Raw genomic sequence first — 23,205 nt, forward strand, 5'->3', positions numbered from 1 at the left:
CGGGACTAAAGCTTAAGGTGGTTATAGCGACGGGGCTCACCTCTTACCATTCCGAACAGAGAAGTTAAGCCCGTTAGCGCCGATGGTACTGCATTTGTGGGAGAGTAGGTCGTTGCCTTTTTTGGAGAGTCTAATTACATTGTGTGGTTAGACTCTTTTTTTTGCGCTAAACTTTAGTGAAAACATCTGTTTGTTTAGATTATGGTTTTGGGGATTTGATCCCGAGCACTCTTTTTACGTTAGCTCGAGTGTGGTATAGCCCGAGCCCATCGCCGACCCCTCGTCCTGACGGGTTTTATTTTATATGGTTGAGTTGTGTTCCTGAATTTACTTCGTAAGGGATTTTGTTATGTTCGAAAATGCGTGCTTTTAGATCGCCTTTTAAGATAATTGAATTGCCAATAACGTGCAGCCAACTTCCTTCTCTAAGGCCTATTACTGGCGGGGTGTTGTAATTGTGGAATTCTTTAATTCTGGTTTCGCGGGTTTCGCCCATGTGTTTGCTGTTGGTATCGGGATCCAGATAATGTGGGTTAATGTTAAAGGGTACCAGCCCCAAAGTGTTGAAACTAGGTGGGCAAACAATGGGCATGTCGTTTGTTGTTTTTAAGCTAAGCCCACAAATATTACTTCCTGCGCTTGTGCCTAAATACGGTGTGCCGCTGGTTACTGTTTCTTTTAATGCTGTTATTAAATTGTTTTTATATAATTGGTTTACCAAAACAAAGGTATTGCCGCCGCCGGTAAATATGGCTTGTGCGTCTTTTATAGCTTGTACGGGGTTTTTAAAGGTATGTATGCCTACTGCTTTTTTACCGATTTTGGATAAGGCTTTTTTTGCTTTTTGAGTGTAATCGTTATGCGATATGCCGCTTGGCCTTGCATAGGGGATGAATAATATAGTTTGGGCATCTTTAAATAAAACGGTGAGTTCTTCAAAGATATAATCTAAATACCCACTGCCGTGTACTGTGGAGGTGCTTGCAATAATTAGGTTTTTCATGTTATGGATATATATTGTAAATTTAAACAATCAGATGTTTTAACAAAAGTTTAAAGCGGTTTTTCATTTTATTTAAGATTTGAAATACTTTCTTTATTGAATAAACCAGATTAGCAATAAAACTACCATTGAAACCACTTTTACTTCTTATTGCAATACTTTTTTTTTGCGACTCAATAACAAGTCAGAATATGGAGCGTATTGAAGTTAGCGGTATTATTCTTGCTGAAAATAACGATGTGGAAAGTGTTACGGTTTACAACGCTTCTTCTAACAAGGGGACCATAACAAACAGCAAAGGCGAATTTATTATTATGGTGGCTTTAAACGATATAATTGAAATTGCAGCTTTACAGTTTCAAACCGTATCGGTTACTATTGATGCCCATGTTTTAGAAACAAAACAATTAAAAATTCAATTAATAGAGCAGGTAAACCAATTGGATGCTGTGTTATTGTCTTCTGGTCTTTTAGGTAATATTGAGGCCGATATTTTAAATGTTAAGGCTATTAAACCTTTGGTTATAGATATGGGAAATTTAAATATAGATTTTGAATATAATGATGATAAAGCTTTCGATAATACTGTTGTTGTTAATGAATTAATTAAAATAACCAATAAAGGCCAATTTTACAATGGTATTGACTTTGCTGCCATACTTGGATTAAACAAGCTGTTAAAACGGAAAAGTAAAAAAAAGGATATTTATAATGAAAAAAAAGATTTAACTAAAGATATTTTAGACGTGTATTCGCCTAAATTTATTAGTGAAACCTGTAATATTCCATTTGAAAAGGTTGAATCATTTATAGCATATATTGAAGCTAAAGGCATTAAAAATGAATTGTTCGATACCAAAAACGAAGTGTATTTAATCGAGTTCATAATAAAACAAAGCAAAGAATTTTTAAAGCTTAGAGATGCAAAAGATTAAGCCGATTGCCTTTTTAGTTTTTTTTTTGGTTTTAAAATGGCCATATCGCAATCTGTTGAAATTCACGGAAAAGTTGAAAGTAATGTAAGCGTTGAAAATATACACGTTATAAATAAAACAGCTCAAGTTTTTGCAGCTACAAATAAAATAGGCGCGTTTGTAATTACCGCGAAAGTTGGGGATACGCTAGTGTTTTCGTCTATTCAGCACAAGCTAATGCAGATAATTATTAACAAAAATGTAGTTTTAAATGGAACATTAGCCATAAAATTAGAAGAACAAATAAACCAATTAGGCGAAGTTTTAATTGGTAAAATACTAACAGGAGATTTGCTTTTGGATATTGATAATGTTGAAGGCGACCCGCCCATTAATTTTTACAATGTTGGTATTCCTGGATATACCGGTAAAATTGCAACACAAAGCGAGCGCCGATTGCACGAGGCTGGGGTGTTTAAACCAAAAATGCTATTAGGGCTTTTAGGCGGCGGAATTCCTTTAAACCCCATATTAAACGGCATTTCTGGAAGAACAAAAGAGCTTAAAAACAGGGTGAGAATAGAGGCAAATGATGATTTATTGCAAAAGATAAAAGTAAAATTGTCTGAGAGTTTTTTTAGTATTTACAAACTCGATAAAAGTAAGCACACAGATTTTTTTTATTTCTGTGCAGACGATGCAAATTTTGCAAAGCGTTGTAAAGATAAAAGCGATATTGAAATTTTTGAATTTTTAAAAGAAAAACTAATAGTTTATAACGAAAATTTGGAATTGCCTAAAGATTAATTTTTAAGTTATTATTGCTGCGTTAGGGATAGCAGCGGCATCCTTTTTTGAGGCACGAGAAAAAGATATAGCGAATAGCCCGACCTTTAGGTAACGCCCAAATAATTAAAATATTTTTTGGATCGCTTTATGAAAAGTAAATGCAAGCATCAAAATACTTATTTTAGCAAAAAAATACAGATGGCTCTTACCAAGTCTTTTTTGCTTGTTTTAATAATTCCGCTTTTGGCATTTGCCCCTGTGCACAAATATTATGTGAGCGTAACCCAAATAACCTATGTGAGGCAGCAAGCATCTGTACAAATAACATCGAGGATTTTTATTGACGATTTTGAAAATGTACTGCGCAAACGCTATGATGAAAACATAACATTAGCTGGCAAAAACGAGCCTAAAACCGTAGATGCTTATATTGAGCGCTATTTAAACCAAAAATTAAAGATTAAAATAAACAACAAAGCCGCAAAATTAAATTTTATTGGAAAAGAATACGATGCCGATATAATGCTTTGTTACCTAGAAATTGAAGGAGTAAAATCTATTGATACCATTCAAATTACCAACCAATTACTGTTTGATTTGTTTCAAGAGCAACAAAATATAGTTAAAACCAAAATAAACTCGAAACAAAACAGTTTTTTACTTATTCTTCAAAAAGACCATGCTTTGTTAAACTTTAATTAAAACAAAGTTAAATTGTTATTAAAATTAGTATTTTCGAGCACTTTTTACGATTAGTTAAATTATTGGAAAGCATAAATTAACTATCTAAACACAAAAATAAAGATGAAAAAAATCGCCTATTACTTCCTGTCTGTAGCGTTTATTACTACAGGTGTTTTTGCACAAGGGCAAGACCAAAAAGAGCAAAAAAAAGGACACACCAATACAAATAAATTCAAGCAACTATACGACGAGTTTTCTACGCCAAATATGTACAGGGCAGCATCTGGAGCTCCTGGTGTAGCCTATTATCAGCAGCAAGCCGATTATAAAATGGATATAGTTCTAGACGATAAAAATGCTGTATTGTCTGGTTTTGAAACCATTACTTATACCAATAATTCACCCGATGTTTTAAAATATCTTTGGGTTCAATTAGATCAAAATGTACGTGCAAAAGACTCTAAATCGCCGTTAATTAAAAGTAGCAGCATATCGCCGGTACAAACACCTTCTCAATTTGCAAAAACTTATTTAAAGGCACCTTTAGAAAGAGGTTTTAATATAGAAGAAGTTAAAGATATTAACGGCAAACCATTACAATACATGATTAACAGAACCATGATGCGTGTAGAATTGCCAAAAGCCATGAAAACTGGCGACAAGTTTTCGTTCTCAATAAAATGGTGGTACAACATTAACGACCATGTGGTTGAAGACGGCCGCTCTGGCTACGAATATTTTCCAGAAGATGGCAATAGAGCTTATGTAATTGCTCAGTTTTTTCCAAGAATGGCTGTTTACAACGATATAGAAGGTTGGCAGAATTCCCAATTTTGGGGGCGCGATGAGTTTGCCCTACCTTTTGGCAATTACGAGGTAAATATTACCGTACCAGCAGACCATGTTTTAGATGCCACGGGAGAGCTTACTAATAGAAAAGAAGTCTTTACAAAAACCATGATGCAACGTTACGAGCAGGCAAAAAAGTCTTATAACGAACCCGTAGTTATTGTAAACCAAACCGAGGCAGAAGCGGCAGAAAAAGGTTTTTCCAACAAAACCAAAACCTGGAAATTCAAAACAGAAAATGTGCGTGATTACGGTTTTGCAACGTCGCGAAAGTTTATCTGGGACATGATGGCCGTTAAAATAGGCGGTAAAGATGTAATGGCAGTATCAATGTATCCAAAAGAGGGCAATCCGCTGTGGGAAGACTGGTCAACAAAAGCCGTGGCTAGCACGCTAAAAACCTTTTCTAGAATGACCTTCGATTACCCCTACCACAAGGCCATTTCGGTGCATGCAAAAAACCAAGGTATGGAGTACCCAATGATTTGCTGGAATTATGGCAGGCCTGATAAAGATGGCAATTACAGCGATCGCACAAAATACGGAATGATGAGCGTTATTATACATGAGATTGGACATAATTACTTCCCTATGATTGTTAATAGCGACGAGCGCCAATGGACTTGGATGGACGAGGGCTTAACTACTTTTTTACAATATGTCGCCGAGCAGGATTTTGGCACTTGGTACCCAGAAGCCTTATCTCCCGGACACGACAAATACCCTTCAAGACGCGGGCCTGCAGCTAATATCATACCATATATGTCTGGCAACCAAGACTATATTATGCCAATTATGACGAAAGGACTTAACACATACCAGTTTGGAAACAACGCCTACGGAAAGCCAGCCACAGCTTTAAATATTTTGAGGGAAACCGTTATGGGTCGCGAATTATTTGATTATGCCTTTAAAGAATACTCGAAACGTTGGATGTTTAAACACCCTACGCCAGAAGATTTTTTTAGAACCATGGAAGACGCTTCGGCCTTTGATTTGGATTGGTTTTGGAGAGGTTGGTTTTACACCACAGATTGGGTAGATATTGGCATTAAAGAAGTGAAAAAATACTACGTATCTTCTAAACCAAATGCCTACATGAAAGAACTTATGAAAGAAAGAAATATTAGCGAAAACCAATTAAGGCCATTGGTTTACATGGTTGAAGAAGGTAGCGAAGACTTTAAAGAGAACATGAAAAACGGAATGCCAAGCGAAAACTCAACACCTCTTAAAGCGTACATTATGGACAACTTTACACCAGAAGAACAGAAAAACATAAACTCGCCAAAGTATTTCTATAACATTACCTTCGAGAAACCAGGCGGATTGGTAATGCCTATTATTGTTGAATATGCTTATGCAGACGGTACTTTTAAAACAGAAAAATACCCCGCGCAGATTTGGAGGTTTAACGATAACGAAGTAAATAAAGCAATAGCTTCAGAAAAAGAAATAATAAGTATTAAAATAGACCCGAATTTAGAGACAGCAGATGTAGATACCTCGAACAATTCGTGGCCTAAAGAAGAAAAACAAAGTCAATTCGACCAATTTAAAGACAAAATAAAAGGATAAATATCTATTAATTAGGCTGTCTTAAAAATAGTAATTTAATTAAGAATGTTAGTTTAAGAGCAATCAAAACGTATTTAAAATGAATGCGTATGGTTTTTTTGATTGCGCTCAAAATGGCAGCGGTGATAACTTTTTAGACCGCCTCTTTTTATTCTAACAAAACACTCACTATATTTGTACTGTGATACATCAACCTACATTTTTATTTATTAGCGGTGCAGAAATAGCATTTATCCTATTTATTGTTATCATGGTTTTTGGTGCCGACAAGCTGCCCGAAATAGCCCGTGGCCTTGGTAAAGGTATGCGAACCTTAAAAGACGCAACCAACGATATTAAACAAGAAATCACAAAAACCGTAGAAAAAAACGGTATAGACACCACCAGCATTACCAACGATGTAAAAAAAGAACTCGATCAGGTTAAAGACGATTTAGAGGACTTTACGGGTTCGGTAAAGCGTAAACTTTAACAAACATTCTATTTACCAAAAAGGTAATAAAGCACTATGGCGCTGTTAACTCTTGCTTCAATATTTACTTACAAAACATTTTTTATATTTTATTACATTAATGTCCTATAAAAGACATAAGACCGCTTCGCTTTTAGACATTAGAACCAAGACTAGATTCTAACTAACTGATTGTCAGAGGTGAATTGAATAATAAAACATCTCATCGCACTCTTTATAATTGTTTTATATAAACAAGGTATCATTTTAAAAGACGCGTCAAGTTCTTTATTTAAAAGAGATTAACGATTATAAAACGTTTTTAGTTGGACACTAATGATTTTAAAACAAGCTTTAAAACCATAAAAACTTAGGCAAAAACAGATGGTATTAGAGCTTAATGCACCTAATGGCAATATTATGGCAAAACATAATTTATTTGTTTCTGTAAAAGCAGTTAAAGCTAAAAAAACCTTTCAATACCCATTTTTATTTTTCTAGCCACTATAATTATAAGAGCAAGAGCCAATAGCCCCAAAAGCAAGTACATTAAATAAGCCGAACCTGATTGCAGATCTAGCGGAGAGGCATCGCCAATAAGTACTAAACCGGCCCAATATTGTGGTGCTATGGTTCTGCCCTGGGCTTGGGCTAAATAACTTAATTTGGCCTGTTGCAAGGCTTTGTCTTTTGGTAGGCTCTTTTTTATATTGGTATAAAACAATTCGATTATTTTTGCACTGGATTGCTCATCAATTTTCCAAAGGCTGGTTAAAATACTTTCGCTGCCAGCATAATTAAAAGCATGGGCTAACGATATCATGCCTTCGCCAGCCTTATAGGTTGGTTTTCCGGTTTCGCAAGCGGTTAAAATGGCTAAGTTAGAATTTAGGTTTTCGTTGTAAATCTCGTAGGTATAAAGCGAGTTGTCTTCATTATCATCACTTTTGGCAAAAATTAAGCGCGATAATTCTGGTTTTATGTTATTGGATTCGGCGTGCGTGCCAATATGGATAATCTTGTGCTCGTTGGCTTCGTTTGTAAATATTTGTTTAGAGGCATTTTCGTTAATAAAGGAGGTGCCGTTAAAAAGTCTTGTAAATTCTTTGGCTAGATCTACACTGAATGGTTGCGGCAATAATTTTAAATAGGTTTTATCAATAGCTATAGAATCGGTTATTCCAATTTTGTAATCCGTTTTCATTTTGTCGTTGAATTCTGGGGCAAAGGCTATAAAATCGTTTTGATAATCAACGGTTTTTCTGTCCTTTTCTAAAAGCAGTAAGCTATAATTGTACGACAGGATGTGTCTGGCAAGTAAGCTATGGGTTGCCAGTTCTTTAAATGAATTTATGTGTTTGGGCGTTAAACTTTCGAAACTTAAATTGAATAAAGCACCATCGGGAATAATAATAATATTTTCAGTTTTAATGCTTTCTTCAAAAGGTTTCCAAAGTTGTTTGTAAAGTTGATGCAGTACTTTTTTTGAGGCTTCTAATTTTACGATATTATTTGACGCAAGTTGAATTTGCTCCTCTAAATTTTCTGAATTTAACTCATAAAACGCAGTTGATTTTTTAGAAGCAATAAAAGCATATAAGTTGCTATTTATGTAAAGGTACCTAACAATTGTGGTGTTTTTCGGGATGTTTTTTTGTATGTTGCCTACAGATTGTTTTACGGTTTTGTACCGCATATTGTAATATTTGGGATACTTCTTTTTTAAATTGTTTAAAAAAACAAGCCACTCGGTATTTGTGCTGTTAAATTTTTCAATGGAGTTTTTGTCGAGATTTATGTTGCTTCTTAAACGTTTTAATTGGTTTTTTATGGCGGTTTCTTTTTCAATAACATCTTGCGGAACATCTTTAAATTTAATGTTATCCCTAATAGATAATTTAGAGCGAATGCGATTGTAGAGTGTTGATTCGTGCATGGAAATAAGCTGCTCCAAATACAGCTTGTTTTTGGTCATTTCGTAAAGTTTAAGACTAATTTCCATGGTAAAATCTATTATGGGTTTCATCTTGGATAGGTGTTCGCTTTTATCGATATCCGAAACATATTTTGACGAGGCGGTATTTAAAATTTCAATGGAGTTTTTAAGCGTACCGTAAATTTCTAAAACGGCTTTAACCTTAGTGGTATCAATACTTTTGAAAGCGGCTTTGCTTTTGTAAAGCATGGGTGTTGCTTTTAAAGTTTGCCAATAGAGGGAATCGGTGCTTTTTAAGGCCTTGTTTTTTTCTAAAAGTGTTAAGGATTTTTCGGACCAAGATATAGCGCCCTCGTAATTTTTGAGGTTAAACTTAATCTCGGCCATTAGGTTATTGGTTTTTATGGTTTCCAGATTTTCTGGGGTTGCCGTTTTGTTTACAACTTCCAATAATTTGTTACTGGCTTTATTGGCTTCTTTTTCGAAACCGTTTCTGGAATAAAACAATGCCGATTCCCTAAGTTTTGTAAGTCGGTCGTGGCTATAGCTACCAGGGCTAACGGTTTCATATAGGGCATCACTTAATTTATAGGCGTTGTAGGCAGCTTCAATTTTATTCATATTTTCTAGAATATTGGCTTTTGTTCCCATGGCATAAGTCATGTAGCCCGCATAATCTTCAGATATGTTTTTAAATTTACTATAAGATTCGTCAATAAGCTTTAGTGCTTCTTCGCCATCGTGAACTACCCATTTTCCTTGGGCAAGCTGATTGGTAAATACAATTTGCTGAATACTGTTTTCTGGAAAATAGGCTTTTGCTTTTTTGTAATTATGCTCGAATAAATTAAGGGCGCGTTCTAGCTGCCCCAGCTTTACATAATTGCTCCCCATATCGTTAATTACTGATAAATAGTTGTACCTGGCATTGCTTATATTTGGGCTGTTTGCCGAAGCATCTAAATAGGTTTTGTAATGGCGAATGGCATGTTCTTGATGCTTTAGCGACTTGGAAAACTGGCCTTGGTTCATGTAAATTATGGCCATATTACCCGATAAAATAGCGGGGTAATAATAGCGTTCGTTAAGGTTGCCTTGGGTATTTTTTAAGGCATTAACCCCTTTGTTGTAATAATACAATGCGCTATCTAATTTGTTTTCGTTTTGCATCATTAAACCAACAATATTGCAAGCGCTATATACATTGGTTGCTGTGGCTTTAGGGTTTTTTTCATTGATTTTAAAGGCTTCTAGCCCGTGTTTTTTTACCAAATCGAATTTCCTTAAAAAATACGATGTGCTGGAAAGCCCGTATGCGCTTCTGGCCATTTTATTTAAACGGTTTGTGCTTGTTTTTTTGGCTTGTTCGAAACCGAGTTTGTTGTAATTGTAAGATTCTTGATATAGGCCGTTATCAACCGTTAACGTCGATATATCCGCGTAAGCGTTATATAAATCATCTGGATTATGAGTTAAAGATTTTAGTTTTTCGAGGGCTTTTTCACTTTTTTCTAAAAAATCGTTTTCACCTTTTAATATGGCTATTCTGCCATGATAATAAACTAGATTGGAAAGCGAATCGTATTGTTTGTTGTTGGTGTAATATTGGGTTTGAATTTGCAGTTCTTTTTCTGCTTTTTGCAAAGAATCATTTTCTATTAATTTGTTGATGTATCCCGTATTGAAAACCGTATTGTTTTGGGCTTGAAAATTTAGCGTACAACTGAAAAGGATAATAAAAAAGACACATTTACAATATGTTATTAGCCTTGTCATGTGATTAACAGTTTAATCGTTGAGTTCTAAAATAATGGTATTGCTGGCTTCGGTATTACTGAGCTTAAAATATTTTTTAGCCAAGGTTAAATTGCCTTCTTTTAAATAGGCCAATCCTAGATAATGATAGGCGTCGTGTATTAACGGGAATGTGTCTTGCGATTGTACCGATCGTTCTAAAAAGGGAATGGCTTCTGTTTCGTTTTTATTGGCCAAATGCGCTACGCCCAAAAAATAATTTAGGGTATCGTTTTCTGGTTTTTGTACCAAAAGCGTTTGCCATTTGCTTATGGCCAATGTATAGTCTCCTCTTTTGTAATTTACCATAGCATCGTAAAAATCGTAATTATCTGTACTGCCCATGGCTGTTGGAAGCCCCGGATCGGGTTTAAAGTATTTAGCATACAGCTTTTGGTTGGGCGGGTTGCTAAAAAACCAGATGCTGCCAAAGGCAATAACAATGGCTGCTGCCACGGCAAATTTTCGGTAGTTTATGTGGGTGTTTTTTTTGTTTTCCTGGTTTGTGTTTACTTCTGCCTTTGGTTTAATTTGGTTGTGGAAATCGTTTAGTTTTTCTTTTAAGCTTTGGGTTTCTATAGCTAAAAGCAATGTTTTAATGTCTTCTACTTGGGTTTTAAACTCGAAATCGTTTTTTAACCTAGATTTAAACGCCTTAAGGTTGGGGGCATCCATGGTATTGTTAAGGTACTTTTCTACAGACTCCAGTAGTTCTTGAGATATGTTGGTATTTGGGTTCATTACTATATATTGGTTTTTAAAGCCAATTCGCGTAGTTTTTTTACGCATCGGTATTTTTTGTTTCTTGTAGATGCGGCGTCTAGCTTTAATTCGTTGGCAATTTCTTTCATAGATTTTTTATTAAAATAAAATTGGCGCAAAAGCGATTTACAGGGTGCTCCAAGCTTTTTAAAAGCTGTCATGGTTATTTTTAAGTTCTTGCTTTCCAGTTCGTTAGTTTCGTCTTCGTCGTTTTTAAGAACAACCATGGTTTCTATGTTTAATGGTTTAGAATTTTTAAAGACTTTAGATCGTAAAACGTCGGTCCATTTGTTTTTTGCAATTCTATAGAGATACCCTTGTAAAGCGGTGTTGTTTTGTGGTATAAACGTGTTGTTTTTTACATGTTGCCAAACAGTTATAAAGGCTTCTTGGTAAATGTCTTTAGCATGTGCAACGGTACCACTGTTTTTTAAAACCAAAGCTTCAATTTTTGGGTAATTGGTAATGTATAGTTCTTTTAAAGCAATGGTATTGTTGCTTTTAATAGCATCGATAAGTTGTGTTTGATGTTCAAGTTTGTAGGCTTGTCCCATAGTTGTAGCAATTCGAAAGAAATATACAACTATTTTAATCTTATTCAAATACTACACTATTAAATGCTATAAGAATTCGTTTATCAACTTTTTTAATCCATTTTTTTGAATTTTTTACAACAAAATATTTATATCATTAAAATATTAATATGATGCTTAGTTGTTGGTTTTTACAAAAATGGAAAAGGCTCTTGCAAGTCCAGCACCATTGGTAAGGCTCGTAGCTACACCGTTTTTCCAAACTGTGGCAACATCGTGTGTGCCATTATTTTCAACGCCAGCAACATACACATCGCTACCATTAACAAAAACCGAATGTGCTCTTGCTTTTTTTGTGCCATCAGTAAGCTTGGTGGCAACTCCGTTTTTCCAAACGGTTGCTGCATCTTCAAAAAGCTTACTGCCTACATTTTGCATACCAACGGCATACACATCGTTGCCATCAATAAAAACAGATTCTACAATGGCATCTTTAGTACCATCAGTTAAATTGATAGCTGCTCCGTTTTTCCAAATTTTGGCCACTAATATATTGCTTTGGTTGTCTTTATATTCAAACCCTCCCACATACACATCGTTACCCGAAACAAAAACAGAGGTGGCACCTGCGTATTTAGTGCCATCGGTAAGTCTTGTAGCTACGCCGTTTTTCCAAAGTACTGCTGTAAACTCATTATTAGCGGTGCTAACGGGAATCTGCCAACCCGCTGCATAGACATCGTTTCCTGAAACGAAAACGGCGTTTGCACTGGATTGGAATCCGTCTGAAAGATCGGTAGCTACACCGTTTTTCCAAGACCGGGCATTAAACCCATTACTGCCCTCTTCAAAACCAGCAGCATGTACGTCGTTTCCTGAAACAAAAATGGAATAGGCTACAGAGCTTGTTGTGCCGTTGCCTAGGTTGCTGGCTACACCGTTTTTCCAAACCTTGGCAATATTAACGGTGCCATTATACTCATAACCTGTGGTATAAACATCTTCTCCCGATACAAAAACAGAATAGGCAAGCCCAGGTTCGTTTGTGCTTGAAAGGTTGGTGGCCACCCCGTTTTTCCATAATTCTGCAGTGGCAAGCTGTGGGTTTATTGGGTTAACACCCGCCACATATACCTGTGAACCCGATGTTTCTTCTTCCTTTATATTAGCATCTTCTTTACTACAAGCAAAAAATGTAATATTAAAAATGGTTATTAATAAAAGGATTTTTATTGGCGTTTTAATCATTGAGCTTATCATTTTTTTTGTATTTTTTATTTATTGAACATCGGGATTGTCGGGTTCTTTATCAAATATATCCGGAGTACCATCGTTGTCTCTATCTGGAAGCGTACCTCTGTCGCTCACTAACAATTGAAAACTAAGTGGCAAAAACACATCCATCACTAAATTGTCATACTCATTTGTTGGGCCAACAGAAATTGAAGATGCGACTGAAAGCGTAGGTAAACCTTGTACCGCCGTAACACTAACCCAAACGAGTCCTGTGAGATTTCCAAAGCGAATCAATCGAGAACTAAATACTCTTGTTAGCCCATTTTCAGAAATTGGAGGCGGTGTGTTTTTACATAATACTTCAAAATTATTACCGTTTGTTCCGTAAAACTTGAACATTTTATCGTTTATTTCTCTTGCAATTATGTCATCGACTGAAAAATTAAGCGGATAGCTTGACAACGGTACATATCTCCATACTGCAGCATTGGACTTATTTCCGTTTCTAATTATGTTAACACCCAAAGGCGCTGTAAACTGGTCTGTATCTTCGGATGCCGTATAACCTTGGGGAATGGTTAACCCCAAATACGGATGTTGACTGTGTATAAACTGCGATCCAGGATTTGCTATAATAGGCACTTGCGTTAATGGCGGTGGTACACTATTGCCATAATCCCAATAGGCAGCTGTTGGCCCTACAACCGTATTGCTTGTGCAATTTATTCTAGGGGTGTAATTGGCAAGATTGTTTTCGTTACTTTCATTGTTATCCGAACTACAGGATAGCACTATTAGAATAATTAATAAAATACTGTATAGTTTTGTTGATTTCATTTTGATGATATTTAAAGGGTTTGCTTAGACATCGTAATTAAATTAAAATGTCATCATTTATTAATTTTCAACTTCAAATTGATTCCATTCACTATTATTAAGTCTATTATCTACTCTAGGGTCATAAAATGAATTGTTCGTGCCAAAATATTCGCCATTGGTATTTACCCAATAGTATTTACTGCCATCTTCAACATTATAGCGTTCGCCAGTTGCCATGTTTGAAATTGTAGCACGTTCTCCAATCATATTAACGGTTTTGGATTGTCCGGCACTATTCATATCATTTCTTTTTAAATAACCAGCATGATTAATATCTAAAATATCGCTATACGTTTTACCGATGGAACGTGTGGTATTTCCTCTCGATTCAATGGCTCTCATACGTTGGTTGTGTGCTATTTGACTTTGCCTCGTAGCATTTGCCCAAAACGCTTCGTTATGTCTAATACTTTGTAAAAGGGCTTTGTTTTTGTGTTGCTGCCATGGCATGTTTATTTGTGTATTGGCTAAACCGTAAATGAATGCTTCTTTAGCTTTTTTAAAATGCTGTTGTGGCGCTTCCAGTTCGGTAGATTGTAAAGTCCAGTAAATAAAATTGCCCTTAGCTATAATAGATTGCACTAAAATGATACAAGATTTATTGCCGTTAGCGTCCTCCCAATCTGTGCCTAAAACATGGTAACGCCTGTTGCTGCCCGTTTTTAACATACCAGAATCGAACCTGTTCCAAAATTGCAATACGCTAGGTATTTGATAGCTTTTTACAAGATTGTAGCCTTGCGATTGTGCCGAGGGCACAATATTATTTTGTAGTATTTGTTGAAGCGTGTAAACCGGAGAAACCTGTACGTTCGGGGTGTTGGCCATTTGTAGCGTTTGAAGCGAAAACGCATCATTGGCATAGGCATAATTATAGGTCTCGGTTTTGTTTACTTTAATATTATTGGGCGCGGTTACCGTTATTTTAGCATTTTTAGCGGCGTTGTAATTCCAGCTTTTTGGTAGCGGTATTCGGCATATTACCATCCCGTTACTATGGTCGTAAATGTTATTGTATTTTAAACCGTTTTGAGATGAAATGCTATTTTTATTTTGTGAAGATTTATCATCAAAATCGAGGTTGCCAACGGCGTTATTCTGGTTACTAAAATTACAGGAAAATAAAAGTGAAAAAGTGAAGCTTACAATTAAAAAATGATTCATTAGTTTCATAATAATATGGTTTATATTATGACATCGAATCGCACAAAATATGTCATCAAACTTTATTTAGAAAAATCATTTTTTATAAAGAAAAGACACTCTATTTCTAAAGTGTCTTTTAAATATTGTATTGATAGTGTTTTTATAAATTAATCAATTTCCAATCCTTTTAAGTAAACTTTTTCTATGTGATGATTTCCAAATGAATAGGGTATAAATCCATAAGAATTAATGGGTTTTGTAAGAATGAAATTAGCCAATTTTCCTTTGGTAATAGAGCCGACTTGTTTTTCCAATCCCATGGCATAAGCTCCATTAATAGTGGCGGCATTAATGGCTTCTTCTGGTGTCATTTTCATTTTGATGCACGCCGTAGATATTACAAAATTCATGTTGCCCGATGGTGTCGATCCGGGGTTGTAATCGGTTGCTAAAGCTAGCGGTAAACCTGCATCAATCATTTTTCTGGCCGGTGTGTACGGAATGCTTAAAAAATAGGAACAGCTTGGTAAAGCAACAGGCATGGTTTTGGTGTTTTTTAAAGCCTCAATATCTTCATCTCGCATTATCTCTAAATGATCTACAGATAGCGCCTTATGTTTTACACCAGCTTGTACGCCGCCAATGGCATTAAACTGATTAACGTGTATTTTAGGTATTAAGCCGTGTTTTTTGCCCGCTTCTAAAATCAGTTCGGTGTCTTCCACCGAAAAGTATCCTTTTTCACAAAAAATATCGATGTATTCTGCGAGATTTTCAGAGGCAATTTTTGGTATCACATCGTTAATAAGCATTTGTAAATAGCCTCTTTTATTGTTTTTAAAAGTTGAAGGAACCGCGTGCGCACCTAAAAAAGTGGCTTTTATTTCAATAGGATAATTTTCCTTTAATCGCTTAATTACACGAAGCATTTTTAATTCGGCATCGGCAGTTAAGCCGTAACCCGATTTAATTTCAACAGCTCCCGTGCCCAATTGTATCACTTCTTCTAAACGTGTTTTACTTTGATTGTATAAATCGTCTTCAGAAGTTTCCTGGAGTTTTTTTGCAGAATTTAAAATACCGCCACCGTTATTGGCAATGTCTTCGTAAGATAGTCCGTTGATTCTATCGACAAATTCACCTTCTCGATTACCTGCATAAACAATATGGGTATGCGAGTCGCACCACGAGGGTAAAATCATTTTTCCTGTGGCATCAACTATCGTATCAAATTCGGCATTCGGACAATCATCCATTTTTCCATAATCTGAAATCAATCCGTTTTTAACCACTAAAAAAGCATCTTTAATGGTTGGTAAAATCTTCATTTCCGCACCAGCGATAAAATCGATATGCTTGTCGCGCACTTGAATGAGTTCCTTAATGTTTTTAAAAAGTGTTTTCATTAAAATAAATCGTTTAAAATATTGTCTTCAACCAAATTAGGGATTGTAATTTTTAAGTTTGGAGTCCGTTCCATTTCGCGTTTTATGGCAAATAAAGCCTCTTCGTTTCGTGCCCAACTTCGGCGTGCAATACCATTGTTTACATCGTAAAAAAGCATGCTTTTTAACCGTGCTTCGGCTTCTGGCGTGCCATCTAATAATAAACCGAAACCACCGTTAATAACTTCGCCCCAACCTACGCCACCACCATTGTGAATGGATACCCAAGTAGCGCCTCTAAAGCTATCGCCAATAACGTTGTGGATGGCCATGTCTGCGGTAAATTTACTGCCATCGTAAATATTTGAGGTTTCCCTAAACGGCGAATCGGTGCCGCTAACATCGTGATGGTCGCGTCCTAAAACCACGGGACCAATATCACCTTTGGCTATGGCATCGTTAAACGCTTTGGCAATTTTTGTACGACCTTCGGCATCGGCATACAAAATACGTGCTTGCGAACCGACCACCATTTTGTTTTGTTTCGCATTTTTTATCCACGTGATGTTGTCTTGCATTTGAAGTTTGATTTCTTCCGGAGCATGCTCCATGATTTCCTGTAAAACGGTTGCTGCTATTTCATCGGTTTTATCCAAGTCTTCTGATTTTCCCGAAGTACAAACCCAACGGAAAGGTCCAAAACCATAATCGAAACACATCGGCCCTAAAATATCCTGCACGTACGATGCGTATTTAAAATCGATACCGTTTTCAGCCATAACATCTGCTCCGGCTCTGGATGATTCCAATAAAAAAGCATTGCCATAATCGAAGAAATACGTGCCTTTTTCAGTGTGATTATTTATTGATGCTGCATGTCTGCGCAACGTGGTTTGTACTTTTTCTTTAAATAATTTTGGGTTTTCACGAATTAATCGGTTTGATGCTTCATAAGAAATATCAGCAGGATAATAACCACCTGTCCATGGAATATGTAACGAGGTTTGATCAGACCCAACATGCACATAAATATCCTCTTCATCAAAGCGTTCCCAAACATCAACAACGTTGCCAATATAGGCTATTGAAACGATTTCGTTATTTTCTTGAGCCTGTTTTACTCGGGTAACTAAATCGCCCATATCATCAATAAGTACATCCACCCAACCTTGTTCGTGTCTTTTTGTTGCAGCTTTTGCGTTCACTTCGGCGCAAACGGTAATGCAACCCGCAATGTTTCCTGCTTTTGGTTGTGCACCACTCATACCGCCCAATCCGGCAGTTAAAAATATTTTTCCCGCGGGTGTTTCATCTTTTTGTAAAATTTTTCTAAAGGCATTTATAACGGTAATGGTCGTGCCGTGTACAATACCTTGTGGGCCAATGTACATAAACGAACCCGCCGTCATTTGTCCGTATTGCGATACCCCTAAGGCATTAAACTTTTCCCAATCGTCGGGTTGCGAATAATTGGGAATTACCATGCCATTGGTTACTACCACTCGAGGCGCATTTTTAGACGATGGAAATAATCCCATGGGATGACCAGAATACAAGTGTAAAGTCTGCTCATCGGTCATAGTCGCCAAATATTGCATCACCAAAAGGTACTGCGCCCAATTTTGAAACACGGCGCCATTGCCGCCATAGGTAATTAATTCTTCGGGATGTTGTGCCACGGCAGGGTCTAAGTTGTTTTGAATCATGAGCATAATGGCTGCTGCTTGTTTAGATTTGGCAGGGTATTCAGCAATATTTCGTGCGTATATTTTGTATTTTGGTTTGAAACGGTACATGTAAATACGACCAAAATCTAGCAATTCTTGGGCAAATTCAACAGCTAATTCTTGGTGCCATTTTTTAGGAAAGTAGCGTAACGCATTACGAATAGCCAGTTGTTTTTCCTCTTTAGATAAAATATCTTTTCGTTTTGGTGCTCTATTCGCATCTTTTGTATCGGGGCGTTTTACTGGTAATTTTGTTGGAATGCCTTGTAATATATGTTCTTTAAAAGTCATGATCTAAAGGTTTTAGTTTACAATAAAAGCACGGTTTTTTACCATAGTTATTAATGCGTTGATGTCGTCTTTTAAAACACGATCGTCTTCTAACTTAGCAACTTTTTGTCTTATTATTTTGAAATTTTCTTCTATTATTTTTGAAAATGTATTAGGTCTTCTAAACTCCAAAGCTTGTGCGGCGTACATGAGTTCAATGGCCAATATTTTTTCAATATTCCCTAATATTTGGTTGAATTTACGCCCAGAAATACTGCCCATAGACACATGGTCTTCTTGCCCTAACGAGGTTGGAATACTATCTGCCGATGGCGGAAAACACAGCGATTTGTTTTCGGTTACCAAGGCTGCTGTGGTGTATTGCGGAATCATAAAACCAGAATTTAAGCCACCAGCTTGGGTTAATAATCGTGGCAATCCGTATTTACCTTTTAATAATAAATAGCACCGTCGGTCTGCAATATTACCTAATTCTGAAGCAGCAATAGATGCGTAATCTAAAGCCATCGCAAGGGGCTGTCCGTGGAAGTTTCCACCAGAAATGGCTTCGGTTTCACTTAAAATAATGGGGTTATCGGTTACTGCATTCATTTCAATTTCTGCCAATTCATTCAAATGATAATAGGCATTTCTTGAAGCGCCGTGAACTTGAGGCATACAGCGCATAGAGTATGGATCTTGCACACGACTGCATTCAAAATGATTTTCAAGGTTTTGAGAATCTTTCAATAACATCCTTATACGTTCGGCAACTTTTAGATTCCCTTTAAACGGCCTGATTTTATGTAGGGCTTCTTTAAAAGGCGAGGCGCTTCCTTGAAAACCTTCCAAACTCATCGTTCCGGAAACATCGGCCAAATCAAGTAAATATTTCATTTTTTTTAATCCGATAATGGTATTTGCCAAAATAAATTGCGTGCCGTTAATTAATCCTAACCCTTCTTTGGCTTCCAATTTCATCGGTTTTAAACCGTGTTGTTTTAATACCGTTTTTGCTGGTTTAATGCTATTGCTAACCCAAAATTCACCTTCACCCAATAAAGGAAAAAATAAATGGGCTAGGGGCGCTAAATCTCCCGAGGCACCAACCGAACCTTGTTCGGGTACAATAGGTAATAAATCGTTGTCGATAAAATAAATGATGCGTTCAATGAGCTCTAAACGCACTCCTGAAAATCCTTGGCATAAGGCATGCACTTTACAAATCATCATAATTTTCGAAAGTTCTTTATCAATTGCATTTCCAACACCAACCGCATGGGTAATTAATAGGTTTTCTTGTAGTTTACTGGTTTCTTCGGGTGTAATTTGTACATCGCACAATGGCCCAAAACCTGTGTTTATGCCATAAACTGCTTTGTTTGAATTGGCTATTGTTTCAACTTTTTGTCTGCAATTTTTTATATTGTTTTTAACATCTTCGGTAATGCCAGCATGTAAAGTCCCGTTTGCAATGGCAATGGCTTTATTTACTGTAAGATGCTCTATTCCGTATTTAAACATGTTTTTTTGTGTAATGGATGTGTTAACAAAGTTATTCTTATTTTTGATGCTTAACAAGATTAATAATATTATTAATTAATAACTATGAAGTATCAATTAGAGTTAAGGCATCTCAAATATTTTATAGCTGTTGCCGAAGATTTACATTTTAGAAAAGCGGCAGAACGCTTGTTTATTTCGCAACCCGGATTGAGCCGACAAATAAAACAAATGGAAGGCGATTTAGGTATTAAATTGTTTGAACGCCACAACAGAAAAGTGGAACTTACAAAAGCCGGACGTTACCTTAAAACCGAAATCGCGCAGCATTTAAATGATTTAGACCGTATCTTCAATCAAGCCAAATTGTTAAACGATGGCATTGGTGGCGATTTAAAATTTGGCTATGTTGGGTCTGCTATGCAAGAGATTATACCAAACCTGTTACTAAAGTTTAGAACTGAAAACCCCAATGTGCACTTTAGTTTAAAAGAATTGGACAACCAAAAACAAATAGACAGTTTGCTGTCTCACGATATTGATATTGGTTTTGTGCGCTTAGAGCGGGTGCCAAGGGATTTACAGATAAAACCCATTTTAAAAGAGCATTTTTGCTTGGTGTTGCCCAAAAATCATCCTATAAATGCTACCAATTTTAAAAACCTCAAACAGTTTAAAAGCGATGCTTTTATTCTGTTTGATTCAAAATATAGCGCTTCGTATTTCGAGAAAGTGATGCAGATTTTTGACGATAACGGTTTTACTCCAATTATTGCGCACAATACCATTCATGCGAGTTCTATTTATAAGTTGGTTGAAAACGAATTCGGGATTTCCATTGTGCCAAAATCGCTTCAAACTCAAAATATACCGGGTATTAAATTTATTGAATTAAAAAAAGTGTCTCAAAAAACCGTACTTTCGGTCATCTGGAATAAAAAGAACAGGAACCTCATATTGAAAAAATTTTTAACTCATATCAATTAAAAAAAGCAGAAAAAACTAGCTTTGTTTACTGCAATAAAATTCCATACTTTTGGCATCACATAAAAAATAAAAAATAAACTATAAAGAATGAAAACAATTAAACTTTTAAGTATCGCTTTAGTGGCAACCACATTATTTTCTTGTAATAAAAATGGGGTAACCAATAAGCCGTTAAAAACCCAAGTGGATTCTGTAAGTTATGCTATTGGAATGGATATAGCAAGAAATGTTAATACGAGCGCTTCTGAAATTGATAGGGATATTTTTATTCAAGGTTTTATAAACACTCTAGATTCTACATCTACAATGATTGAAGAAGATAAAGCCAGGGAAATAATAAATACCTACTTTAGAGCGAAGCAAGAAGAAACAAGAAAAAAGCAACAAGCCGAACAATTAAAAAAAGTAGAAGAGCAGTATAACGATGTTAAAGTTGCAGGGGAAAACTTTTTAGAAGAAAACAAAGCCAAAGAAGGTGTAAAAACAGCAGCATCGGGCTTACAGTATATTGTTTTAAAAGAAGGCAGTGGCGAAAAACCAGAAGCGGCTTCTAAGGTAAAAGTACACTACCACGGTACTACCATTGACGGCGAAGTGTTTGATAGTTCTGTTGATAGAGGTACGCCAGCGGAATTTTTTGTAAACCAAGTAATTAAAGGATGGACCGAAGGTTTGCAGTTAATGGCTGTAGGCTCAAAATACAAATTCTTTATTCCCCAAGAATTGGCTTATGGTGCTTTTCCGCGTCAAGGTGGTAAAATAAAACCGTTTGATGTTTTAATTTTTGAGGTTGAATTATTAGAAATAGTAAAATAAAATCACACCAAAACTAAATATTAAAAAGTCGTTTAAAATAATTTAAACGGCTTTTTTTAGTTTTCATCAGGGTCTTTTTTCTTGCCGCTCATCATAAAATTAATAAGAATACCAATTAATGCAATACAAACAAGTGCGAAAATAGCTATCATTATTACGCCATTGGTCCAGTTATAAAGAGAAATAGTTTGAGTTATCATAAATTAAAATTTTAAGCTAAAATACTAATACAAATGTTTTGTATATATGATTTTTGTCAGATAATAAACGTTCATTTTTAAAATTACAAAAAAAGCATAATACTGATTAAACGATTCGATTTTCTGTTTCAAAATAAAGATAATGAAATTACAAACCAAGGTTGTAACTTTGCAGTGTAATAATTAATAAAAATTATGAGTCATAAAGCAGGTTTTGTAAATATAATAGGTAATCCTAATGTGGGTAAATCTACATTAATGAACGCTTTTATTGGAGAGAAATTATCAATCATCACATCCAAAGCGCAAACCACACGCCACAGGATTTTGGGTATAGTAAACGGAGACGATTTTCAAGTGCTATTTAGCGATACCCCCGGAATTATAAAACCCGCTTACCAATTGCAGGAATCTATGATGGGCTTTGTTAAATCGGCTTTTGAAGATGCCGATATTTTACTTTATATGGTTGAAATTGGCGAGCAAGAATTAAAGGACGAAGCTTTTTTCAATAAGATAAAAAATTCTAAAATCCCTGTTTTATTATTGTTGAATAAGATTGATAAATCAAACCAAGAGCAATTAGAAACTCAAGTACAGCTTTGGTCAGAAAAAGTGCCCAATGCAGAGATTGTCCCTATTTCGGCTTTAGAAGGTTTTAATGTAAAAGAGGTGTTTAACCGTATTATTGAGCTCTTGCCAGAGTCGCCCGCATTTTATCCAAAAGACCAATTAACCGATAAGCCCGAGCGTTTTTTTATAAACGAAACCATTCGCGAAAAAATATTGATGCATTATAAAAAGGAAATTCCTTATGCGGTTGAAATAGAGACCGAGGAGTTTCTCGAAGAAGAAAACATCATTCGAATACGTTCTGTAATTATGGTAGAGCGCGACACCCAAAAGGGCATCATTATTGGGCATAAAGGGGCGGCTTTAAAACGTGTTGGGATTGAAGCTAGAAAAGATTTGGAAAAGTTTTTCGGGAAACAAATTCATTTAGAATTGTATGTAAAAGTTAATAAAAACTGGCGTAGCAACCAAAATCAGTTGAAACGTTTTGGGTATAATAATTAAAATATAAATCGCAAGATATTTCAAAAATCCGTGATAATCCATGAAATCCGTGTCTTAATATTTTAAGGCCTTTGGCTCGTAACAACCCCGTTTTCCTCTAAAACCCCATTCATAAAATCATATAAATCGCGCATCTCGTTTTTGCTCGATGCCTTACCAATACGACCAGCAAAATAAAGCACAAACCAAACCAATACCATTAAAAACATAAAACTTAATTGTACGGCATAATCGTTTTTTAAAGACCAATTGGTGTAAGCCCAAATTCCAAACGCTATAAAAAATCCGGCAACCATAAAATGAAAAAATATAAACATGGTCCAAACCGTTGGGTTAGGGCCAAATAAGCCATGTAATGTACTTGTTTTAGTATCAGTTTCATTTATTTCAAAATGTAATTGTGGCGACCAAAACCGTTGTTTTTCTTTAGGCAGTTTAATGAATACGTGGTCGTCTATTCTGCTTACTATAAATTCACTTTGTGTATTTTTACAATCCTCGAAAGCTTTTAAAACGGTTTCGTTATCTTGATTTAATTCCATTTTAAAACGTGGGCGTAAAACAATATCGTTGGTAACTGGCATACTTTATTTTTAATCTTAGAAAAGTAACATTTTTTATTCAAATTATAAATCGTTTTTATTCTTTAGTTAAAAATCGTTATGCATTGGGTATAATTCCTATTT

Annotated in this window: 20 protein-coding genes and 1 rRNA gene; 9 read left to right on the forward strand and 12 right to left on the reverse strand. The window is 35.7% G+C overall.

Annotated features, from left to right (window positions below; translation table 11 throughout):
* Positions 1-13: 13 nt before the first annotated feature.
* Positions 14-121: ribosomal RNA gene (gene rrf, locus ACFSQS_RS08770) — 5S ribosomal RNA — on the forward strand.
* 174 nt (positions 122-295) lie between these two features.
* Here the strand turns inward: rrf and pepE are convergent.
* Positions 296-1,003, reverse strand: a complete 708-nt coding sequence (pepE, locus tag ACFSQS_RS08775) for a dipeptidase PepE (RefSeq protein WP_388017242.1) — start codon at positions 1,001-1,003, stop codon at positions 296-298.
* 191 nt (positions 1,004-1,194) lie between these two features.
* On the opposite strand from pepE, the gene ACFSQS_RS08780 reads away from it, so the two are divergent.
* The 5 genes from ACFSQS_RS08780 (at position 1,195) to ACFSQS_RS08800 (ending at position 6,289) form a co-directional block, all read left to right on the forward strand.
* The gene (locus ACFSQS_RS08780; RefSeq protein ID WP_388017245.1) at positions 1,195-1,938 is read left to right on the forward strand and encodes a carboxypeptidase-like regulatory domain-containing protein; all 744 of its coding nucleotides are present in this window, start codon (positions 1,195-1,197) and stop codon (positions 1,936-1,938) included.
* A 36-nt stretch (positions 1,939-1,974) separates the two neighbouring features.
* Positions 1,975-2,724, forward strand: coding sequence for a hypothetical protein (locus ACFSQS_RS08785; protein ID WP_388017248.1), 750 nt, complete (start codon positions 1,975-1,977; stop codon positions 2,722-2,724).
* A gap of 180 nt (positions 2,725-2,904) precedes the next feature.
* Positions 2,905-3,408, forward strand: coding sequence for a DUF6702 family protein (locus ACFSQS_RS08790; protein ID WP_388017251.1), 504 nt, complete (start codon positions 2,905-2,907; stop codon positions 3,406-3,408).
* A 102-nt stretch (positions 3,409-3,510) separates the two neighbouring features.
* On the forward strand, positions 3,511-5,817 hold the full coding sequence (locus tag ACFSQS_RS08795; RefSeq protein WP_388017254.1) for a M1 family metallopeptidase: 2,307 nt from the start codon (positions 3,511-3,513) through the stop codon (positions 5,815-5,817).
* A 181-nt stretch (positions 5,818-5,998) separates the two neighbouring features.
* Entirely contained in the window at positions 5,999-6,289 is a 291-nt protein-coding gene (locus ACFSQS_RS08800) for a Sec-independent protein translocase subunit TatA/TatB (RefSeq protein ID WP_388017257.1), read from the forward strand.
* 442 nt (positions 6,290-6,731) lie between these two features.
* Here the strand turns inward: ACFSQS_RS08800 and ACFSQS_RS08805 are convergent, their stop codons facing one another.
* The 9 genes from ACFSQS_RS08805 to hutH all read right to left on the reverse strand — a co-directional run bounded on the left by ACFSQS_RS08805 (position 6,732) and on the right by hutH (position 19,460).
* Positions 6,732-9,980, reverse strand: coding sequence for a CHAT domain-containing protein (locus ACFSQS_RS08805; protein WP_388017260.1), 3,249 nt, complete (start codon positions 9,978-9,980; stop codon positions 6,732-6,734).
* Positions 9,981-9,992: 12 nt separating this feature from the next.
* Complete coding sequence (locus tag ACFSQS_RS08810) at positions 9,993-10,739, reverse strand: tetratricopeptide repeat protein (RefSeq protein WP_388017263.1); 747 nt, start codon at positions 10,737-10,739, stop codon at positions 9,993-9,995.
* A gap of 2 nt (positions 10,740-10,741) precedes the next feature.
* The gene (locus ACFSQS_RS08815; RefSeq protein WP_388017266.1) at positions 10,742-11,362 is read right to left on the reverse strand and encodes an RNA polymerase sigma factor; all 621 of its coding nucleotides are present in this window, start codon (positions 11,360-11,362) and stop codon (positions 10,742-10,744) included.
* A 108-nt stretch (positions 11,363-11,470) separates the two neighbouring features.
* Complete coding sequence (locus ACFSQS_RS08820) at positions 11,471-12,541, reverse strand: hypothetical protein (protein ID WP_388017269.1); 1,071 nt, start codon at positions 12,539-12,541, stop codon at positions 11,471-11,473.
* Positions 12,542-12,571: 30 nt separating this feature from the next.
* Positions 12,572-13,366, reverse strand: coding sequence for a hypothetical protein (locus tag ACFSQS_RS08825; RefSeq protein ID WP_388017272.1), 795 nt, complete (start codon positions 13,364-13,366; stop codon positions 12,572-12,574).
* A gap of 60 nt (positions 13,367-13,426) precedes the next feature.
* Positions 13,427-14,581 (reverse strand): hypothetical protein, encoded by a 1,155-nt coding sequence (locus ACFSQS_RS08830; RefSeq protein WP_388017275.1) that lies wholly within the window; start codon positions 14,579-14,581, stop codon positions 13,427-13,429.
* 140 nt (positions 14,582-14,721) lie between these two features.
* The gene (gene hutI / locus ACFSQS_RS08835; RefSeq protein ID WP_388017278.1) at positions 14,722-15,960 is read right to left on the reverse strand and encodes an imidazolonepropionase; all 1,239 of its coding nucleotides are present in this window, start codon (positions 15,958-15,960) and stop codon (positions 14,722-14,724) included.
* Positions 15,960-17,957: a urocanate hydratase gene (locus tag ACFSQS_RS08840; RefSeq protein ID WP_388017281.1), complete on the reverse strand. Its 1,998-nt coding sequence runs from the start codon at positions 17,955-17,957 to the stop codon at positions 15,960-15,962. Before ACFSQS_RS08840 ends, hutI begins: the two co-directional genes overlap by 1 nt.
* Positions 17,958-17,969: 12 nt before the next feature.
* A complete protein-coding gene (hutH, locus tag ACFSQS_RS08845) occupies positions 17,970-19,460 on the reverse strand; it encodes a histidine ammonia-lyase (RefSeq protein WP_388017284.1) in 1,491 nt (496 codons plus the stop codon).
* Between the two features lie 84 nt (positions 19,461-19,544).
* Between hutH and ACFSQS_RS08850 the strand changes: the two genes are divergently transcribed.
* Positions 19,545-20,426: a LysR family transcriptional regulator gene (locus ACFSQS_RS08850; protein WP_388017287.1), complete on the forward strand. Its 882-nt coding sequence runs from the start codon at positions 19,545-19,547 to the stop codon at positions 20,424-20,426.
* An 87-nt stretch (positions 20,427-20,513) separates the two neighbouring features.
* The gene (locus ACFSQS_RS08855) at positions 20,514-21,242 is read left to right on the forward strand and encodes an FKBP-type peptidyl-prolyl cis-trans isomerase (protein ID WP_388017290.1); all 729 of its coding nucleotides are present in this window, start codon (positions 20,514-20,516) and stop codon (positions 21,240-21,242) included.
* A gap of 56 nt (positions 21,243-21,298) precedes the next feature.
* On the opposite strand, the gene ACFSQS_RS08860 is transcribed toward ACFSQS_RS08855, so the two are convergent.
* Positions 21,299-21,442, reverse strand: coding sequence for a hypothetical protein (locus tag ACFSQS_RS08860; RefSeq protein ID WP_388017293.1), 144 nt, complete (start codon positions 21,440-21,442; stop codon positions 21,299-21,301).
* Between the two features lie 195 nt (positions 21,443-21,637).
* Here ACFSQS_RS08860 and era point away from each other — a divergent pair, with 195 nt between their 5' ends.
* Positions 21,638-22,519, forward strand: coding sequence for a GTPase Era (gene era, locus ACFSQS_RS08865; RefSeq protein WP_388017296.1), 882 nt, complete (start codon positions 21,638-21,640; stop codon positions 22,517-22,519).
* Positions 22,520-22,581: 62 nt separating this feature from the next.
* On the opposite strand, the gene ACFSQS_RS08870 is transcribed toward era, so the two are convergent.
* Positions 22,582-23,103: a GTP-binding protein gene (locus tag ACFSQS_RS08870; RefSeq protein ID WP_388017299.1), complete on the reverse strand. Its 522-nt coding sequence runs from the start codon at positions 23,101-23,103 to the stop codon at positions 22,582-22,584.
* Positions 23,104-23,205: the final 102 nt, after the last annotated feature.

Origin of the sequence: Gelatiniphilus marinus (assembly GCF_042684345.1) — a bacterium.
GTDB lineage: Bacteria > Bacteroidota > Bacteroidia > Flavobacteriales > Flavobacteriaceae > Gelatiniphilus > Gelatiniphilus marinus.

Bases quoted from the DNA above. Each gene is read 5' to 3' on its own strand.
- pepE (WP_388017242.1), bottom strand. From the start codon at position 1,003: ATGAAAAACCTAATTATTGCAAGCACCTCCACAGTACACGGCAGTGGG.
- ACFSQS_RS08780 (WP_388017245.1), top strand. From the start codon at position 1,195: ATGGAGCGTATTGAAGTTAGCGGTATTATTCTTGCTGAAAATAACGAT.
- ACFSQS_RS08785 (WP_388017248.1), top strand. From the start codon at position 1,975: ATGGCCATATCGCAATCTGTTGAAATTCACGGAAAAGTTGAAAGTAAT.
- ACFSQS_RS08790 (WP_388017251.1), top strand. From the start codon at position 2,905: ATGGCTCTTACCAAGTCTTTTTTGCTTGTTTTAATAATTCCGCTTTTG.
- ACFSQS_RS08795 (WP_388017254.1), top strand. From the start codon at position 3,511: ATGAAAAAAATCGCCTATTACTTCCTGTCTGTAGCGTTTATTACTACA.
- ACFSQS_RS08805 (WP_388017260.1), bottom strand. From the start codon at position 9,980: ATGACAAGGCTAATAACATATTGTAAATGTGTCTTTTTTATTATCCTT.
- ACFSQS_RS08810 (WP_388017263.1), bottom strand. From the start codon at position 10,739: ATGAACCCAAATACCAACATATCTCAAGAACTACTGGAGTCTGTAGAA.
- ACFSQS_RS08820 (WP_388017269.1), bottom strand. From the start codon at position 12,541: ATGATTAAAACGCCAATAAAAATCCTTTTATTAATAACCATTTTTAAT.
- ACFSQS_RS08825 (WP_388017272.1), bottom strand. From the start codon at position 13,366: ATGAAATCAACAAAACTATACAGTATTTTATTAATTATTCTAATAGTG.
- ACFSQS_RS08830 (WP_388017275.1), bottom strand. From the start codon at position 14,581: ATGAAACTAATGAATCATTTTTTAATTGTAAGCTTCACTTTTTCACTT.
- hutI (WP_388017278.1), bottom strand. From the start codon at position 15,960: ATGAAAACACTTTTTAAAAACATTAAGGAACTCATTCAAGTGCGCGAC.
- ACFSQS_RS08840 (WP_388017281.1), bottom strand. From the start codon at position 17,957: ATGACTTTTAAAGAACATATATTACAAGGCATTCCAACAAAATTACCA.
- hutH (WP_388017284.1), bottom strand. From the start codon at position 19,460: ATGTTTAAATACGGAATAGAGCATCTTACAGTAAATAAAGCCATTGCC.
- ACFSQS_RS08850 (WP_388017287.1), top strand. From the start codon at position 19,545: ATGAAGTATCAATTAGAGTTAAGGCATCTCAAATATTTTATAGCTGTT.
- ACFSQS_RS08855 (WP_388017290.1), top strand. From the start codon at position 20,514: ATGAAAACAATTAAACTTTTAAGTATCGCTTTAGTGGCAACCACATTA.
- ACFSQS_RS08860 (WP_388017293.1), bottom strand. From the start codon at position 21,442: ATGATAACTCAAACTATTTCTCTTTATAACTGGACCAATGGCGTAATA.
- era (WP_388017296.1), top strand. From the start codon at position 21,638: ATGAGTCATAAAGCAGGTTTTGTAAATATAATAGGTAATCCTAATGTG.
- ACFSQS_RS08870 (WP_388017299.1), bottom strand. From the start codon at position 23,103: ATGCCAGTTACCAACGATATTGTTTTACGCCCACGTTTTAAAATGGAA.